Raw genomic sequence first — 16249 nt, 5'->3', positions numbered from 1 at the left:
ACGATGAAATTGAAATCATTCTAATTCGGCTGAAAGGAAATTCCACGAATGAAACTAAATCGAAAGCTATTAGCTGTTACTCTGTTTCCGGCGCTGCTGCTTGGTGGCTGTGGTGCATCTGAAACAAACTCGCCTGGGGGACAGACTATGCCTGAGGGCCCAGCCGAAACCATCGCCCTGTACAAGGCTAGCTGTATCAGCTGCCATGGCACAGACCTCAAAGGTCGGATGAACGCCCAAACGGATATTCGAGACATTGGATCGCGCCTTACTCCGGAAATGATCCAACAGCAGATTGAAAACGGAGGCTCACTCATGCCCGGGTTCAAGCATAGTCTGTCCGAACAAGAAATTCAGGCTCTGACCGATTGGCTCGCTGGCCTTAAGGGCTGAGCAAATTGGTATGAATGGGGCTATGCGTGAGTGGTCGGGCTATGCACGAGTGGCTAGGCATGAATGGTTAGGCTATGCCGCTCTGAGTTTCGCTTGTGTGTGAAATTAAAGCAACTCCATCCGTAACGGAACTGAGAAGCAGAGAAGCTTTATTTTAGCAAAATCGAAAGCTATTCAGGTGTAACGGAACTGAGAGACGTTATTGAGGGGAAATAAGCTCGCTCAGTTACGTTAGGATGTGCATGGACCGCATTTCTCCGAGTTCTCCCCCAAAAAAAAGGGTACCCGCAGTCCGGTCTCAACCGGTTCGTCGGGTACCCTCTTTTGCATAGGCTCAGCCAGACCTTTCTGGCCTTGCTATCCTTTTCGCCTTGCCTAACTTTTTTGGCTTTTTGGCGCTGCCTGGCCTTTTCTCAGCCTACTCAGCTTTCCGCCTGCCCAGCTCCCGGCCATACGCGGCCAGGCTAAATCCGCTCCACCACAGAAAAGGCTGATGCCAGCCCTTTCTCGTGAGTGATCGTAATATGGACGACGATAGGCTCGTCCAGTCCGAGCGCCAACCGAGCGTGCTCGGACAGCTCACATATCGGACGTCCCGAGTCACCGCGCAGCACGGCGATGTCGCGGAATCCCGCGCTGGCGCCGATGCCGCAGCCAAGCGCCTTGGCTACTGCTTCCTTGGCCGCGAAACGGCCCGCGACAAACTCCGCCAATCGGCGTCCCTCCAGCGGCGCCGCGAGCAATTGCTCACGATCCGTCAGGATGCGCTCGCAGAAGCGCCCGCCCGTCTCGCGGGCGAGCAGCTTCTCGACCCTGTCGATCTCGCATAAGTCATGTCCGATACCGACAATCAACAGCGGTTCCTCCTGCTTGTATATTAAATTCCAGGAATCGGAGAACGTTTATGCTGGGTTTTCTGGTATTGCTTCTCCAGCAGTTCTCTCGCTTCGGTTGGAATTTCGCGGCCTTCGAGATAAGCGCTATTGTCATCGTATTTGATGCCAAGCTCGTCCTCATCCGTCTGACCTTCCCACAATCCAGCGGTCGGTGCTTTCTCCTGGACGCTGAGCGGCACGCCGAGCACAGCAGCCAGCTGCCGCACCTGATGTTTGTTCAGCGTGCTGAGAGGCGTAATGTCGACCGCTCCGTCGCCCCATTTTGTATAAAAGCCCGTGATGGCCTCGGAAGCATGATCCGTTCCAACAACGATCAAGTTCAGCTCACCGGCAAGCGCATATTGGGTAACCATACGCGTTCTCGCCTTGATATTGCCCTTGACGCCGCGATTGATATGGCGAGACATGCCGATGCCTTTAAGGCTGTGTTCAACCTCCAAGGCGATCTCGTCTACCGCTTCCGCGATATTCGTCTCCACGCGATGAGTCAGTTGGAATGCATCCGCAACCTCATAGCTGTGAGAAATATCGGACTGCTCCCCATACGGCTGGAACACCCCAAGCGTAATATACTCGCGGCCCGTCTCCTGCGACAGCTCATCCGTCGCGCGTTTGCAGAGACCGGCTGCAACGGCGCTATCGATACCGCCGCTGATAGCGATCAGAAGCCCGGAAGCACCCGCGCCGACAACGTATTCCTTGAGGAAATCCACCCGGCGGCGGATCTCCTGCTCAGGGTCGATGCTCGGCTTGACGCCTAGCGCGGCAATAATCTCCTGCTGAAGACTCATGTCTCTTTCCTCCATTTGCGTAAGGTGCTAAAAGTTAGCGGCAGAAGCGGTCAAAAGCGTTGGTCAGATCAGCGGCAATTTCCTCCGCCGAGCGATTCTCGATTTGATGGCGCTCGATGAAATGCACCAGCTCGCCATCTTTCATCAATGCGATGGAAGGCGAAGAAGGCGGGTAAGGTGCAAACAGCTCTCTTGCTTTTGCTGTAGCTTCCTTGTCTTGACCTGCAAAAACGGTAAACAGATGATCAGGCGTTATATCATGACCAAGCGCCTGAGCCACGCCTGGACGGCATTGGCCAGCTGCGCAGCCGCATACGGAGTTAACAACGACAAGCGCGGTTCCCTTAGCGGAAGGCAGCTTCTCCTCTACATCCTCTGTAGTGCGAAGCTCCTGGATGCCAAGACGGGTCAGATCATCCCTCATTGGTTGCACCATATCAAACATGTATCGTTCAAAAGACATCGACATTTATTACCACACCTTTCGGGGATTTTAACATTTCCCCGTTATTATACCCGATCTGCCAGCGTTGGGAAATGTCCCGGCAAATGGCATATACAAAAGCCGCCTCTTCACCATGAAGGGAAGGGCGGCATTTTACCGGGCAGATCATGCTGCCGCAGATGAGGATCAGCAGCCTTAGGTCAGATCGAAGGACGATTCGGCCCGTCCAGCTTTTTGTCAAAGCCGGGAGCTTCGGGGGCTTTGTCTTTGCCGGCTTGCTTGTTTTGTTGCTGCTGTTCTTTGGATTCATTGCTGGATTTGGCCATTATGCTGTCAGCTCCTGTCTAATGGACACGTCCGGGCTGGCCGGCCGCTTCCCTGCTAGTATGCCGCAGAGAATGCGAACTATGCCGTTATCGAGTCTTCTTGTGTATCAGGCAAGTTGAAAATGACTCTGAATAATGTGCCTTCCCCCGGATTGGTCTGCACGTCGATCCTGCCGTTATGCCGCTCCGCAATGCTTAGACACAAGGGCAGTCCCAAACCTGTGCCGCGCGTTTTGGTTGTATAAAAAGGCTCAAACAACCTCGCCAGCTTGTCCGCAGGTATGCCCTCTCCCGTGTCCTCCACCCGCAGTTCAACACTCGCGGAGTTGATCTGGGTACCAAGCTTTAAAACTCCTTTGTCCCCCATCGCTTCCATGCCGTTTCGCGCCAGGTTCAGAATCATCTGCTTAATCTCTTTGTCATTGAGCTCCAGTAGCGGCATATCATCTGCAAGCTCCAGCTCGATCGACTGCCCTCGCAGATTGGCATCGGCCCACAGCAGCGGAACCAGCTCCTGGATAATATGATGGAGAGAGGTCTGTTCCTTTTCGATGACACGGTTCTGGGCTAGCGACAGGAAGTCATTGATGATCGAATTGGCCCGATCAAGCTCTTCAATAACGATACGGAAGTACTCCTGCTGGCTATCCGGACTCCGCTCGCGCATCAGCTGGACGAAACCGCGAATGACAGCCATCGGATTGCGAATCTCATGCGTGATGCTGGCGGCCATTTGCCCAACCAGGCTTAGCCGCTCCATTCTGCCAAGCTCAGCCCGAAGCTGACTCATCTCCGTTATATCCTGAATAACTATAGCTGCTCCCGTCACAATGCCGGCTTGCAGGTTGCGGATAGGAAAGGCCGTCTGCATATAAGTGCGGTCCCCGTCCGAAAAAATCTTAGAAGGAGACATGCTGCCTTTCATCGCATCATCAAGCAGTTCGCTGCAAATTCCCTGTTTGCGAAAAAACATATTATACGGCATGCCGGTAAATTCGAGTCTGCTGCGACCCTTCAAAGCTTGTCCGCTCAGCCGGATGGCCGCATCGTTCAAATGAGATATTCTTCCATCGGCATCCACGATAACCGTGCCCATCGTCCCCATCGCCATTTGATCGATGAATTGCTGCAACTTATGTACTTCGTTCATAAAATTAGAAGACATTCTCCGCAGCTGGTGCTGTAGCTGATAGTGCTGCATCACCTGGTTGATCGTGTATATCGTTAGCGCAGCAGTGCCATAGCTGACAAGTGTGATCGCAGCAATTTGGATCGTTCCTTCTGCCAGGCGATTCGGCTCGTTTTGATTCAAATAGCCGAGATACATCATGGCGTAATAAGCTGCCTCTGCCGTGAGCAGGAAAAAAACAATTCTGAACTTGTCGCTTATGCGGCCCAGCTGGAAAGGTCGGATTGTCAGTAGAAGAAGAGGAACCAGCACCAAGATGAGGCCGACGAATCCAAATGTCTCCCAATTATCGCTAAGCTGCGGCAAGCGCATCACGATATAAATGGTCGTCATAGTCACAAGCCCTGGAATCCCTCCATAAAGGGATCCCATTAGAAAAGGGATGTATCGTAGATTAAGATCAAAGCCGTAGGCCATCGTATCGGTAAGTAGGAAGCAGGCTGCAAGCGAGAAGCCATACGCCACACAGAAAAAAGGAATCGAGCTGCGGCCTTGATTAAGCCGGTACATCCACAGCTGGTAGAGGAACACTGGCAATAAGGAAACAAACGCCTGCAGTATCAATTTTTCCCACATTTATGCAGAAATTCCCCCCTTTTGCCGAACCGTCTTGCATACCTCCGATTAAAGCACAGGTGGCGATTTTTGACAATCCAGGTTTGTATAAATCCACTTATTCAAGTTTAAAATTAATTGCTCTCGCTCCAAATCATGATGCAGCTCATGGAATCCCCCATCGAAGGGTTGGAAGTTGCAATGAGAGCCGATTCTTGAAGCGAGTTCCTTGCTCGCCTCGAAGGAAGTGATGCGGTCTGAAGTGCCATGCAGTAACAAAGTAGGTAGTTTCAGTTCATCCCCGTGTTCGAGAGACCAGCGGCCCGCCTCTGACACGGCTTGGTACATAGCGGCTGTAATTCGGGTGTGGCAATCGTCGTCCATGGGACTGTCCGCTACGACATGTTTCCCCGGCCGGTACAGCTCCGCTTCTTTGATTCGAGTCGGTTGGCTTAAAGAGGGCCATAACTTCGACAGCACTCCGATTGCCGCTTCCGCTACCCGTGAAGGCGGAGATTCGAGACGAAGCCAAGGACTGGACAGGATGAGCCCTCTGAGTGGGAGGTTTCGGGTGAGCGCGGTGTGCAGCGCTACAGCTCCACCCATACTGTGGCCGTACAGAAATAAGGGTACTCCGGGAAATCGTGCCTCCGCTTCGCCAATCAGCATTTCGACATCCCCGGATAGCTGCTCCATGCTGTCTGCATGTCCCCGACGGCCCGGAGATCGTCCATGTCCGCGCTGGTCATAAGCGAGTGATGCAATCCCTACCTCGGAGAGCGCTTCAGCAAGATCATCGTAACGTCCGCTATGTTCACCCATGCCATGCACAAAACATACGACAGCTGTAGCTTTTTCGGCCGAATGGGACTTCGGCTGCCATTCCCTTGCATACAGCTCTTTGTCATCCCCTGTTTTGAGAATCCATTCGCGCATCCTCATCCCCTCCTTTTTTCGCTTTGGCTGCAGTTCTGATACACTGATTGTAGTCTGTATCTGTCAGAATACAATACCGACCTTTGCAGTCGGACAAGAAGTTATCTTCAGGAATCATCGTTTATAAAAGGAGCGAACAAGATAGCATGACAAGTCGCGAGAAATTTGACATTATCATTATTGGTGGAGGTCCCTCGGGACTCATGGCCGCAGCCGCCGCCGGCAAGGGCGGTGCTGGGACGCTGCTCCTTGATAAGGGCAGCAAGCTTGGCCGCAAGCTTGGCATCTCCGGAGGTGGCAGATGTAATGTAACGAACAATAAAGAGCCGCTTGAGCTGATCCGCTACATTCCCGGCAACGGAAAATTTTTGCACAGCGCCTTATCGGAGTTCGGTAGCCGCGAAATAATTGCGTTTTTCGAGTCGCTGGGCATCCGTCTCAAGGAAGAGGATCGCGGCCGCATGTTCCCTGTATCGGACAAGGCCAAGACGGTCGTGGACGCTCTGGTCGGAACTGTTCGAGACAGCGGCGTGACGATTCGTATCAACGAAAAGGTTTCCGAGCTGATGCATGAGGACGGACATATTCGCGGCGTCAGGCTGACCGACGGACGTGAACTGCTTGCACGCGCCGTTATCGTGGCGACAGGCGGCATGTCAGTGCCTCACACCGGCTCAACCGGAGATGCTTATCCGTGGGCAGATGCTGCCGGACATACGGTGACGGAGCTCTATCCTACAGAGGTGCCGCTCACCTCAGCGGAGCCGTTCATCCGCAGTCGCAGGCTTCAGGGGCTCTCGCTGCGCGCGATCGTGCTGTCCGTATGGAACACTAAGGGCAAAGTTCTCACCGAGCAAGAAGGAGACATGATTTTCACCCACTTCGGCTTATCAGGCCCGGCAGCGCTGCGCTGCAGCCAGTTCGTCGTTAAGGAACGCAAAAAAAACGGTGGCGCGGATGTCCGGCTCACCGTTGATCTGTTTCCTGACCGCTCCGCTGACGGGCTGTACAGCGAACTGCTGACACTGGCGGAGAATGAGCCCCGCAAGGCGTTCAAAAACGTTCTAACCGAGCTGATGCAGGACAGGATGATTGAATTTTCCCTTGAGCTAGCGGGATTGAATCCCCTGGTCACCTACGATAATCTGAGTCGCGCTACGCTGCAGGAGTACACTCGGCTGCTCAAAGAATTGCCCGTCCGCGTGAACGGCACGTTATCCATCGAAGAAGCGTTTGTTACTGGCGGCGGCGTTCATTTGAAAGAAATCAACCCAAGGACGATGGAATCCAAGCTAATCCAGGGGCTGTACTTTTGCGGAGAGGTGTTGGACCTGCACGGTTACACCGGTGGATACAACATTACAGCCGCTTTCACAACCGGCCGCCATGCCGGAGAGAGCGCGGCACTGCAGGTCAAGGAAGAGCAGGCGAGCGCTGACTGACGATTGCTTGAACCGATGCTATCTGCAGGATACGGCCCGACGTTGAATGCCGCCATTCTGCCCGGCGCTTTAGCTCAGGCGTGCACATCTCCCGAAAAGTAACTGAGCGAACCGTCCTGATCCGGAAAAGCCGACTCGCCATCTGTGGCATCGTCGCGATTATGGAGCCCTTCCGCCTCCTCTACTGAACGGGACAGGCCGAAGCCTTCTTCCCAGGCGATGAGATCCTCGTTCACCATATGTGCAGGGATCTGGATCAACTCTTCTTCCTGCACGTCCAGCTCTCCGCCATGTGCAAAAGCGATCTCCAATGCGGATGTAAGGTCGCTGCCATGCAGCGACAATCCGATCTCCTGCATTCCTTGGGGAACAGCGTCGTATCCAAGCTCCATAAGCGTCGCAGCTGCGACCGAAGCAGACTGAGCGTCAGTGAAGCGGAACAGCAAGCGGCGATTGGTCATATTAGTTTTCTCCTTTTCGCATGGCAAATGGACTGGCTAACATTGTTACCATATCCAGCGGCAAGACTAATTATTAGGAGTTAACGGATTAAAAAAGCTGCTTCGACCCACCTGTTGTGAAAACAGGGGAACGAAGCAGCTTTTATTTTTCATTCGCTAAAATCAAACTGGCTTAACGAATATGGAGTATAGAAGGACTGCCAGGATCAGCACAGGCGCTATATAACGCAGGCTGAACATCCAAGCCCTGTACCAGAAGCCGGTCAGTCCAGCTTCCTCTCCAGCACGCTTCCATGCGTAGCCGGTGAACAGCGTTACGACGAGTCCGCCGAGCGGCATGAGCACGTACGCCGTCGTGAAATCGAACCAATCAAACACATTTTTGCCGAAAGGCGTCCAGTCAGTGAGCACTCCTCCAACGGACAAAGCCGCTGGAATACCAATCACATAACATACCGCTGAAATGATTGCAGCCGCTTTTTTACGTGACCATTTCCAAGCACTCATCGCATAAGCAACCGGCACCTCGAGAATGGATACCGCTGAAGTAAGAGCTGCAATTGCCAGCAGCAGGAAGAACAATCCGCCGAATACGGTACCCAATGGCATTTGCGAGAAAGCTGCAGGAAGCGCCATGAATGCCAGACCAACGCCTTTATCAGACTCAATCCCATAGGAGAAGACGGTCGGGAAAATGATCAATCCGGCAATCAGCGCATAACCAAGGTCACCGATTCCGATTGCAACCGTCGCCTTGCCGAGCGATTGCTCCTTTTGCACATAGGAACCATACGTCAACATACAGCCCATACCGAGAGACAGCGAGAAGAATGCATGTCCAAGCGCAATTAGCGCGGATTCACCGGTCAATACGGAGAAATCAGGCTTCAGGAAGAATTCAACACCAGCCGCTGCGCCAGGCAGCGTCAAAGCACGGAACATAAGAATGAGCAGGATAATCAGAAAGCCGGGAATGAGATATTTGTTGAACTTCTCGATACCCCCAGAAATTCCTTTTCCGACAACGATTCCGCAAATCACCATAACAACTAGCTGCCAGAACAGTGGCCAGTAGCCTCCAGCAAAGTCAAAAAACTGTTTTTCAAAATCCATACCAGGCTTGGACAGCGCTCCGGAAAGGGAATCTACCGTATACTGCAGCGTCCATCCAGCAACGACACCATAGTAAGCCATGATGAGGAAAGCGGTCAGAACCATCAGGAAACCTAACCACTTCCAATTTTTATCACTGGCCAAATTCGAGAAGGAACTCGCAGCGTTACCGCGTCCACCGCGGCCGATCGTCATCTCGGCGAGCAGGATCGGCAGACCAACCAGAATGAGGCAGACGATGAAGAGCAGGAAAAAGGCTGCGCCGCCGTACAAACCCGTGATGTAAGGAAATTTCCACATATTTCCGAGGCCAACCGAGCTTCCGATTGCCGCCAGGATGAAGCCTGACGAGGTGAAGCGCTCGACTTTATTTCCTTGGCCTAAAGGTGTCTCCGTTAATTGCTTTCTCATTTTAATCCTCCGCATCGCTAAAGTTTACAGATTATCAATTTATCGAAAAATCAATGCCCTGTCCAGAATTAATATCTATATCCGCCCAATTATGAAATAGTCTACATAGATATTTCTTTCAATGACAAAATAAGGATGAAAAATTCCCGGGAAAGGATGTTTTAATTGGATAAGAAAGAGCAACAGGCAAATAGCCAGGATATGACGCTGACAAATCGCCAAGGCCATCCCATTACAGACAATCAGAACATCCGCACGGTTGGCAATCGCGGACCTTCTACTTTGGAGAATTATCATTTCATCGAAAAAATCTCTCACTTTGATCGGGAAAGAGTTCCTGAGCGAGTTGTCCATGCACGCGGCGCCGGAGCTTACGGTGTCTTTGAAGCTTATGGCGACGTAGGCGGAGAGCCAATCTCCACCTACACACGCGCGAAGCTGTTCCAAGAAAAGGGCAAACAGACGCCAGTTTTCGTCCGCTTCTCCACCGTTGTGCATGGCGCGCATTCCGCCGAGACGCTGCGTGATCCTCGCGGTTTTGCCGTCAAATTTTATACCGAAGAAGGCAACTGGGATTTGGTCGGCAACAATTTGAAAATATTTTTCATCCGCGATCCGCTGAAGTTTCCTGATATGGTGCATTCCTTCAAACCAGACCCTGTGACCAACCTAAACGACCCGGAGCGGATGTTCGATTTCCTCTCTCGTACGCCCGAATCCACGCATATGATAACGTTCCTCTTTTCTCCATGGGGTATTCCGGCCAACTACCGGCAGATGCAGGGATCTGGTGTCAACACTTACAAATGGGTAAACAGCGAAGGTAAAGGCGTACTTATCAAATATCATTGGGAGCCGCTGGCACAAGGCATCAAAAACCTGACCCAAGACGAAGCAGAAGCCATTCAAGCTAAAAATACGAGTCATGCAACGCAGGATTTGTACGAGGCGATCCAGCGTGGCGAATATCCTGAATGGGAGCTTAATGTTCAAATTCTGAGCGACGATGATCATCCAGAGCTGGACTTTGATCCGCTTGACCCGACGAAGCTGTGGGATCACGAGAAGTTCCCTTTCCTGCCTGTGGGCAAAATGACGCTGAACCGCAATCCCGAAAACTACTTCGCCGAGGTGGAGCAGGCGGCATTTGGCACGGGCGTGCTCGTGGACGGCTTGGATTTCTCCGACGACAAGCTGCTGCAAGGTCGCACTTTCTCCTACTCCGACACGCAGCGCCACCGTGTTGGTACGAACTATTTGCAACTGCCGGTGAACGCTCCAAAGTCGCCGGTTGCGACCAATCAGCGCGACGGACAAATGCAGTTCAAGGTCGATTTAGCACCGGGACAAAACCCCCATGTCAACTATGAGCCATCCAATCTGGGCGGGTTGCTTGAGGCTAATCCAACCGGAGCGGAGCATGAACCGTCCTACGATGCCAAGTTAGTACGCGCCAAGTTGGATCGCACAAACGACTTCCAACAAGCAGGCGATACATATCGCAAATTCGAGGATTGGGAAAAGGAAGAGCTAATCAATAATTTAATCGATGCGCTCAAGGTCAGTAGCCCTGTCATTCGTGAGGGAATGATTCACCACTTCACAGAAGCGGATGCGGATTATGGTCGCCGCGTGGCCGAAGGCCTCGCTAATGCCTTGTCCAACATTGACCATCTTGGCAATGAGTCAATGCGCGAAGGACAGAATTTGGCCGAACAGACTGGCCGTAGCACTGACGGTTATTGATGCCGATTGGTCAGTCGCAAGCTTGATGGTCAGACCCTAAACAGGACAAGGGGCCGGTGAATCTGAGGCGCTCCGTAACGGATCTGAGAAGCCTTATTTCAGCAAAATGGAGGGCTGAGGCAGCTGAAAGCGATGCGATAGGAGCTATCACAAAAATAAAGGGAGGAGACTGAGCTTGGCTCAGTCTCCTCCCTTTTTTTAATCCAGCTTAATCACAGACAAATCAGCTCGCATTAGAAAGGCGCTTAAGCGCCGTCTCGGATTCCTCGATACGTGTTTGCAGCAGTGCATTTTGGCGGACGAGCGTCTCTACCGTAGCTAGCAGTTCCTCGAGCGTTGCTGAAGATTGCTGCACAACGGCGGCAAAATCTGTGACCCGCTCCTCGACCTCTCTACTTGAAACGCCGACGCCATCCATCTCTCCGGCAATCCGGCTTGCATCCTCATGAAGCGTTTCCACGGACTGTCTGATTCCAAGGAATGCCGCGTTCGTGCGCTCGACATGTCCAAGGCTTTCTTCCATTCTGCGCGCATTCTCTTCCATAGCTGAGGTCGATTGCTCGGTCTGCACAGCGGCCAGGTTCAGACTGTCCGTCATACGATCGGCCGTATCACCCGCCGTCATGGCCAGCTTGCGGATCTCCGCAGCAACAACGCCGAAACCGGCCCCATGCTCACCTGCGCGAGCCGCTTCAATGCTGGCATTAAGCGAAAGAAGATTGGTCTGCCTAGCGATGTCTTGAATAGCCGCCGTAAAGGGCAGAATACCTCGGATCGTACCTGAAAGTCCCTCAAACCTAACCTTCATCTCATCAAGACTGATCTGAAATTCTCCGATCGTCTGGCTAAGCTCACCGACGACCCGGCTTCCTTCACCGGATGCCTCGCTCGTTGCATCGATCCGCTCGACCATTGAACCGATCGTTCCCAACATCCGTTCGATCTGTACCATTGAGTCGCTCACTTGAGAGGAGATTTCGGACATGACCTCCGCCTGGCTTGTCACTCCTGAGGACATCTCTTGGAAGGCGGTGTTCATCTCGTTAAAAGAGGCATCGTTCTCCTTGCCGTTTTGACGGATGCCGCTCATGCTCTCCGAAAGTGTTTTGACCGACTCAAGCGTGAGCCGCTCCCGTTCCTGCTCCTTGAGCAGCTTCTGCTCAGCCTCGATCTGCAACCGCATCGTTCGCATAAAAATCGATCGCCCGATCTCTGATTGGCTAATCATAATTGTAGCCGCAAGCACGAAATAAAAAGTAAAGAAAATAAAAGAAGTTATTGATCCTTCAACCGGATAAGCGACATATTTTATAATAATCATGACTGCACCGCTCAAAGCACCAGACGCCAGCGATACCCTGTTGTTATACATGATCCCAAGCGCAAGTAGATAAAATGCAGCCAAAGCACTCAGTTGATTTTTAGGATCGTTATCGATATTTAATATTGTAAGATAACTAATCAACAAGATGACACCGTAAGGAATTAGTTTTTCTAATTTGCGAAAGGCATGCAGCCCCCAGAATATCGAGAGTCCTATTACACTTGGTATCGCTACCTTTTGCGCATAACTGGCTACGGTGTTGAACTGCATTAACATTCCTGCAATCAGAAGCATATTCAACGAAACGACAATAAGCACGACCAGATTTCGCTTGCGTAAATCCTTGTGGGCCTGTTCCTGTTCTGCCTCCCGCTTATCTTGATTTGGTTCCTGCTGTTTTGCTATGCGAAGCAAATGACCCGGCTGCTTGTTTTTATTTTCGCTGCCTACCCCATTTTCTGCTTCCTTTCCATTGGCAATGCTTTGTCGTGTCGTCGCCATCGTATGCCCCCCTCTGATTAATCGATAGCCTAGTGATAATAATCTATCGTCAGTGGGAATCGTTATGATAATAGGGAGTCAATTCCATTCTGCGAAAAATGAAGTGAAAAAGCCTCGCTATCGGCATTTAACAATGCCAGCGAAGCTTTTTGCCGCGATAATATTAATTGTTAAATTCTACCTGAAGCCCACATCGAGCAACTGCGGATAAGACGGCGAATTTGGGGATGCTGCAAAGAATCGCGATTATGGCCTGGCATAAGCGTTACGATGCGGCCTTGTCCAGTTCGATGGACCCAGGCAGCCGGATAGCGCCGACCATCAAGCAGATACTCCAGGATTACTTCGCGGTCAGTCGAAGGGAGAAAAGAATATCGATAAGGCTCGTCCGTGAGCTCAAATGGCTCGATGTCTTGAACGGCTGGATGGATTCCTCCCTTGCCGATCACGGGATGGAAACTAAGCCTTGTATGCGGCGGATGTTCGGAGCAGCTTGCACCGATTAGATTTTCTAGGCGAGGGTGGGAAGCAATAGAGATGCCGCAATGCAGCAGGAGTAGCCCGCCTCCGCCTTCGACAAACCGCGCCAAGCCATTGGCCTGGTCATCGGTGAGCGGCTGGCTCCAGCGATCACTGCAAGCAATGATCAACGATTGATCCGCGGGCATCCCCTCCGCTAGCGTATCGTAGCAGTCGGTCGACTGGATATCGAAATCATCATTTAGGATGCTGCCAAGCGATTCTTGTCTCGCCTTCAGCGGATGGTTCGCTTCTTCCTTGTCGCCGAGCACGAGGGCTCCGAAGCCGGCCATGTTGCGGCTACCTCTCCACATGCCTTTTCTTTCCGAAGAAGGCTCTGCTTGCCGCAAAACCTCTGCAGTACTCCCCCATGCTGCAGTTGAGCCTGCGTCTGGCACGTAAGCTATGCCCCCTCGTCCCACTTCGATAACCATCTTGCTTCCCTCCCAAGTTCAAATTGTTTCCTATATCTTCATTTCTCGACAAAAAATGACATAGCAATATACTAAAATCGTTTTCGGGAGAAACTCATGCTAAATTATTCCACAATAAACAGTCAGTTCCTTCTCGAAACAAGCTTTTCCTTACATAAAAGGCAAACAAACCAACAGCTGCCGTGCATATGGCCTTAAAGCCGCATGTACGATATCAGTTGCCGGATTAGGAGGTATCAGTAAATTCAGTAGTTGTCCTCACTTTAACCGAAGGGTTTGAGCTTGAATCAACGCAGGGGGGCTAAAAAGAGCAGGAATTCCGACTATGAACGGGAATAAGAGGATTAATAACTAAATATGCTTGGCCTCCTTTGTGAGGATGAGGTCAGCAAGGGAAGGAACGGTTAAATAAGTGGAGCCGAAATGGCTGAGCTGGGCACGGGAAATGCAGGCCATCGCCCAAACCGGGCTTACTTATAGTCGGGATGTATATGACAGCGAGAGATATGAACAGCTGCGTGCGCTGAGTGTAGAAATTATGCAAGCCTACACAGAGGCGGGCGAAAAGGAGATTACAATGAGCTTCGCCGCTGGAAGCGGTTATGCTACACCGAAGGTGGATGTGCGCGGCGTCATTTTCCAGGAGGGTAAATTGCTGCTCGTCCGTGAAAAATCCGATGGCTGCTGGTGCTTGCCTGGCGGATGGGCCGAAAGCGGACTGTCTCCGAACGACAACGTGGTTAAGGAAATTCGCGAAGAGTCTGGTCTAGAGACAAGAGCTGTGCAATTGCTCGCCGTCCTCGACAAGCTGAAGCATCAGCATCCCCCGGATGCCCACCATATTTACAAGCTATTCATTTTATGTGAAGTTGTTAGCGGCTCGCTCCAGGGTGGCCTGGAGACGAGTGAAGCAGCCTTTTTTGGCGAGCATGAGCTACCTCCGCTGTCGCTGAGCCGCAACACGGCAAGCCAGCTTTCCCTCATGTTCGATTACATGCGCGATCCTGCCAAACCGGTGCACATCGATTGATGTGCACCGGTTTTTTGACATACTAGCGCTATTCTCCCCTTCAGAATCTGCTATACTGGCGGAAGCTGATTACAGGAAGTGAGTTGTAACTTTACTTCTATGACATTACAGAAAGAAGGACTAGAACATGCAATCGGTTCAATCACTTGCTCGCGACAAACTTCCCTTGTCGTTGTACTCCCTAACCGCCGGGGCGTTCGCCATCGGCATGACGGAATTCGTCATCATGGGACTGCTGCCGGAAGTGGCGGCGGATCTCGGTGTCAGCATACCAAAGGCCGGCAATCTCATTACCGGTTATGCGCTTGGAGTCGGCATCGGCGCACCGGTGCTTGCGTTGGCGACAGCCCGTTTCCCCAAAAAGATGCTGTTATCACTGCTTATGATATTATTCATCATCGGCAATATTGCAGCAGCTTTTGCTCCGAGCTACGGCGTTTTGCTGGCGGCTCGTATTTTCACCTCCCTGGCACATGGAACCTTCTTCGGCATCGGCGCGGTATATGCCACCAGCTTAGTAACTGAACAGCGCAAAGCTGGCGCCGTTGCGATCATGATGGCTGGATTGACGATTGCCAACATTCTCGGCGTTCCGTTTGGTACCTTTATCGGTCAGGAATACGGCTGGCGAATGTCGTTTGGCGCCGTTGCGATCATGGGCGTCATTACGCTGATCGGACTCATCATCCTCATCCCTTCTGTCAAACAGCAGGAAGAAACCAGCACCGCTCGCCAAATACGGGCTGTTATGCAGCCAAAAATCGGCCTGGCTCTACTAATCGGCACAATGGGCTGTATCAGCATATTTTCATTGTTCAGCTATATCAAGCCGCTGCTCACCAGTGTGACCGGCTTTTCCGCAGGCAGCATCCCTTGGGTGCTGGTGTTGATCGGTTGCGGAGTTACCGTCGGCAATATGCTTGGCGGCAAGCTCGCAGACCGTGCGCTTATGCCTACTGTAATCGGTTCTTTCGCGATTCAAGTGCTGCTGCTTGTTACACTCGGTTTAGTGGATGAATCAGCGGGAATAACACTTGTCGTTCTTTTCCTTTGGGGTGCAGCGGCATTCTCCCCAATGCCGGGACTGCAGGTTCGGATCATGACGCTGGCCAAGGACGCTCCTGCGTTAGCTTCCACCTCTAACCATGCGGTGCTTAACTTCGGCAATGCGTTTGGCGCCTTTTTCGGTGGATGGATTGTTGTATTCTTCCAGTTCTCACCGGGAAAATTTGATTACAGCGTGCTGCCATGGTCGGCTTCCGTCTTCTCGCTGCTCGGATTGCTCGCGGCATTTGTCATGCTCGCTTGGGATCGGCGGGAGCGGAAGAATTCTGCAGCATAACCGCTATATAAGCTGAACATAGAAATGTAACAGTGGAACTCGCTGCGCGAACCAATCCTTCTTCCGATCGCTGTTGTAGTCGGATTCCTTGATTCCTACCCCTGTTAAGGGGGGGAATCCGCCTACAAAGGCGAACGCGTTGCTTCTCCTACTAGAATGGTTATCGGTCTCATTCTCGTAGTTCCATCGCATATGGCATTGCCGTCCACGAGGACGGCAATGCCATATTGCTTCTCCAGAAAGATTAGCTCTCTCCGCTCCGCTTATGCAGCAGAATTCTTGTTATATTTTGTTAAGTAAAAAGGCCCAGGATGAGCTGTTTCCAGCTTACCTTGGGCCTTATTTTGCATATTTCTTTACTGACTTTGTTTAACAGTTGAGCGGTGCAACCAGCC

The 16249-nt window shown here is 51.9% G+C and carries 14 protein-coding genes and 1 pseudogene; 5 read left to right on the top strand and 10 right to left on the bottom strand.

The features are described 5' to 3' along the window. The first annotated feature begins 48 nt into the window (after nucleotides 1–48). Nucleotides 49–393 carry a c-type cytochrome gene (locus tag CGZ75_RS21615; protein WP_089526330.1) on the top strand — a complete coding sequence of 115 codons (345 nt, stop codon included), beginning with the start codon at nucleotides 49–51 and terminating at the stop codon, nucleotides 391–393. Nucleotides 394–857: 464 nt separating this feature from the next. On the opposite strand, the gene acpS is transcribed toward CGZ75_RS21615, so the two are convergent. The 6 genes from acpS to CGZ75_RS21590 form a co-directional block, all read right to left on the bottom strand. Next, nucleotides 858–1247: a holo-ACP synthase gene (acpS, locus tag CGZ75_RS21610; protein ID WP_089526329.1), complete on the bottom strand. Its 390-nt coding sequence runs from the start codon at nucleotides 1245–1247 to the stop codon at nucleotides 858–860. A gap of 23 nt (nucleotides 1248–1270) precedes the next feature. Next, nucleotides 1271–2080: an ammonia-dependent NAD(+) synthetase gene (gene nadE, locus CGZ75_RS21605; protein WP_089526328.1), complete on the bottom strand. Its 810-nt coding sequence runs from the start codon at nucleotides 2078–2080 to the stop codon at nucleotides 1271–1273. A gap of 34 nt (nucleotides 2081–2114) precedes the next feature. After that, a complete protein-coding gene (locus tag CGZ75_RS21600; protein ID WP_089526327.1) occupies nucleotides 2115–2549 on the bottom strand; it encodes a BrxA/BrxB family bacilliredoxin in 435 nt (144 codons plus the stop codon). Between the two features lie 176 nt (nucleotides 2550–2725). Continuing rightward, nucleotides 2726–2851, bottom strand: a complete 126-nt coding sequence (locus CGZ75_RS26305; protein ID WP_281255130.1) for a hypothetical protein — start codon at nucleotides 2849–2851, stop codon at nucleotides 2726–2728. 79 nt (nucleotides 2852–2930) lie between these two features. Beyond that, entirely contained in the window at nucleotides 2931–4616 is a 1686-nt protein-coding gene (locus tag CGZ75_RS21595; protein ID WP_089526326.1) for a two-component system sensor histidine kinase NtrB, read from the bottom strand. A 48-nt stretch (nucleotides 4617–4664) separates the two neighbouring features. After that, the gene (locus CGZ75_RS21590; protein WP_176444954.1) at nucleotides 4665–5531 is read right to left on the bottom strand and encodes an alpha/beta hydrolase; all 867 of its coding nucleotides are present in this window, start codon (nucleotides 5529–5531) and stop codon (nucleotides 4665–4667) included. A gap of 146 nt (nucleotides 5532–5677) precedes the next feature. On the opposite strand from CGZ75_RS21590, the gene CGZ75_RS21585 reads away from it, so the two are divergent. Beyond that, the gene (locus tag CGZ75_RS21585) at nucleotides 5678–6973 is read left to right on the top strand and encodes a BaiN/RdsA family NAD(P)/FAD-dependent oxidoreductase (protein WP_089526324.1); all 1296 of its coding nucleotides are present in this window, start codon (nucleotides 5678–5680) and stop codon (nucleotides 6971–6973) included. Between the two features lie 74 nt (nucleotides 6974–7047). On the opposite strand, the gene CGZ75_RS21580 is transcribed toward CGZ75_RS21585, so the two are convergent. Continuing rightward, nucleotides 7048–7434, bottom strand: coding sequence for a hypothetical protein (locus CGZ75_RS21580; RefSeq protein WP_089526323.1), 387 nt, complete (start codon nucleotides 7432–7434; stop codon nucleotides 7048–7050). Nucleotides 7435–7596: 162 nt separating this feature from the next. Continuing rightward, on the bottom strand, nucleotides 7597–8958 hold the full coding sequence (locus CGZ75_RS21575) for a sodium-dependent transporter (protein WP_089526322.1): 1362 nt from the start codon (nucleotides 8956–8958) through the stop codon (nucleotides 7597–7599). A 198-nt stretch (nucleotides 8959–9156) separates the two neighbouring features. On the opposite strand from CGZ75_RS21575, the pseudogene CGZ75_RS21570 reads away from it, so the two are divergent. Further along, nucleotides 9157–10704 (top strand): annotated as a pseudogene (locus CGZ75_RS21570) (catalase); the annotation flags it as partial. A gap of 223 nt (nucleotides 10705–10927) precedes the next feature. On the opposite strand, the gene CGZ75_RS21565 reads toward CGZ75_RS21570, so the two are convergent. Beyond that, the gene (locus tag CGZ75_RS21565; RefSeq protein WP_089526321.1) at nucleotides 10928–12529 is read right to left on the bottom strand and encodes a methyl-accepting chemotaxis protein; all 1602 of its coding nucleotides are present in this window, start codon (nucleotides 12527–12529) and stop codon (nucleotides 10928–10930) included. A gap of 170 nt (nucleotides 12530–12699) precedes the next feature. Next, on the bottom strand, nucleotides 12700–13482 hold the full coding sequence (locus CGZ75_RS21560; protein WP_089526320.1) for a ThuA domain-containing protein: 783 nt from the start codon (nucleotides 13480–13482) through the stop codon (nucleotides 12700–12702). Nucleotides 13483–13894: 412 nt separating this feature from the next. Here CGZ75_RS21560 and CGZ75_RS21555 point away from each other — a divergent pair, with 412 nt between their 5' ends. After that, nucleotides 13895–14512 carry an NUDIX hydrolase gene (locus CGZ75_RS21555; RefSeq protein ID WP_089526319.1) on the top strand — a complete coding sequence of 206 codons (618 nt, stop codon included), beginning with the start codon at nucleotides 13895–13897 and terminating at the stop codon, nucleotides 14510–14512. Between the two features lie 127 nt (nucleotides 14513–14639). Further along, entirely contained in the window at nucleotides 14640–15854 is a 1215-nt protein-coding gene (locus CGZ75_RS21550; RefSeq protein WP_089526318.1) for an MFS transporter, read from the top strand. The last annotated feature ends 395 nt before the right edge of the window (nucleotides 15855–16249 follow it).

This window comes from Paenibacillus herberti, from assembly GCF_002233675.1.
Taxonomy (GTDB): Bacteria; Bacillota; Bacilli; order Paenibacillales; family Paenibacillaceae; genus Paenibacillus_O; species Paenibacillus_O herberti.
The sequence above is the reverse complement of the archived record's forward strand: the minus strand, read 5'-3'. Positions and strand labels throughout refer to the sequence as shown.

Excerpts from the sequence above, each read along its gene's own strand:
- CGZ75_RS21615 (WP_089526330.1), top strand. The coding sequence starts at position 49 with ATGAAACTAAATCGAAAGCTATTAGCTGTTACTCTGTTTCCGGCGCTG.
- CGZ75_RS21600 (WP_089526327.1), bottom strand. The coding sequence starts at position 2,549 with ATGTCGATGTCTTTTGAACGATACATGTTTGATATGGTGCAACCAATG.
- CGZ75_RS21560 (WP_089526320.1), bottom strand. The coding sequence starts at position 13,482 with ATGGTTATCGAAGTGGGACGAGGGGGCATAGCTTACGTGCCAGACGCA.
- CGZ75_RS21565 (WP_089526321.1), bottom strand. The coding sequence starts at position 12,529 with ATGGCGACGACACGACAAAGCATTGCCAATGGAAAGGAAGCAGAAAAT.
- CGZ75_RS21550 (WP_089526318.1), top strand. The coding sequence starts at position 14,640 with ATGCAATCGGTTCAATCACTTGCTCGCGACAAACTTCCCTTGTCGTTG.
- CGZ75_RS21585 (WP_089526324.1), top strand. The coding sequence starts at position 5,678 with ATGACAAGTCGCGAGAAATTTGACATTATCATTATTGGTGGAGGTCCC.
- CGZ75_RS26305 (WP_281255130.1), bottom strand. The coding sequence starts at position 2,851 with ATGGCCAAATCCAGCAATGAATCCAAAGAACAGCAGCAACAAAACAAG.
- nadE (WP_089526328.1), bottom strand. The coding sequence starts at position 2,080 with ATGAGTCTTCAGCAGGAGATTATTGCCGCGCTAGGCGTCAAGCCGAGC.
- CGZ75_RS21590 (WP_176444954.1), bottom strand. The coding sequence starts at position 5,531 with ATGCGCGAATGGATTCTCAAAACAGGGGATGACAAAGAGCTGTATGCA.
- CGZ75_RS21580 (WP_089526323.1), bottom strand. The coding sequence starts at position 7,434 with ATGACCAATCGCCGCTTGCTGTTCCGCTTCACTGACGCTCAGTCTGCT.
- CGZ75_RS21575 (WP_089526322.1), bottom strand. The coding sequence starts at position 8,958 with ATGAGAAAGCAATTAACGGAGACACCTTTAGGCCAAGGAAATAAAGTC.
- CGZ75_RS21595 (WP_089526326.1), bottom strand. The coding sequence starts at position 4,616 with ATGTGGGAAAAATTGATACTGCAGGCGTTTGTTTCCTTATTGCCAGTG.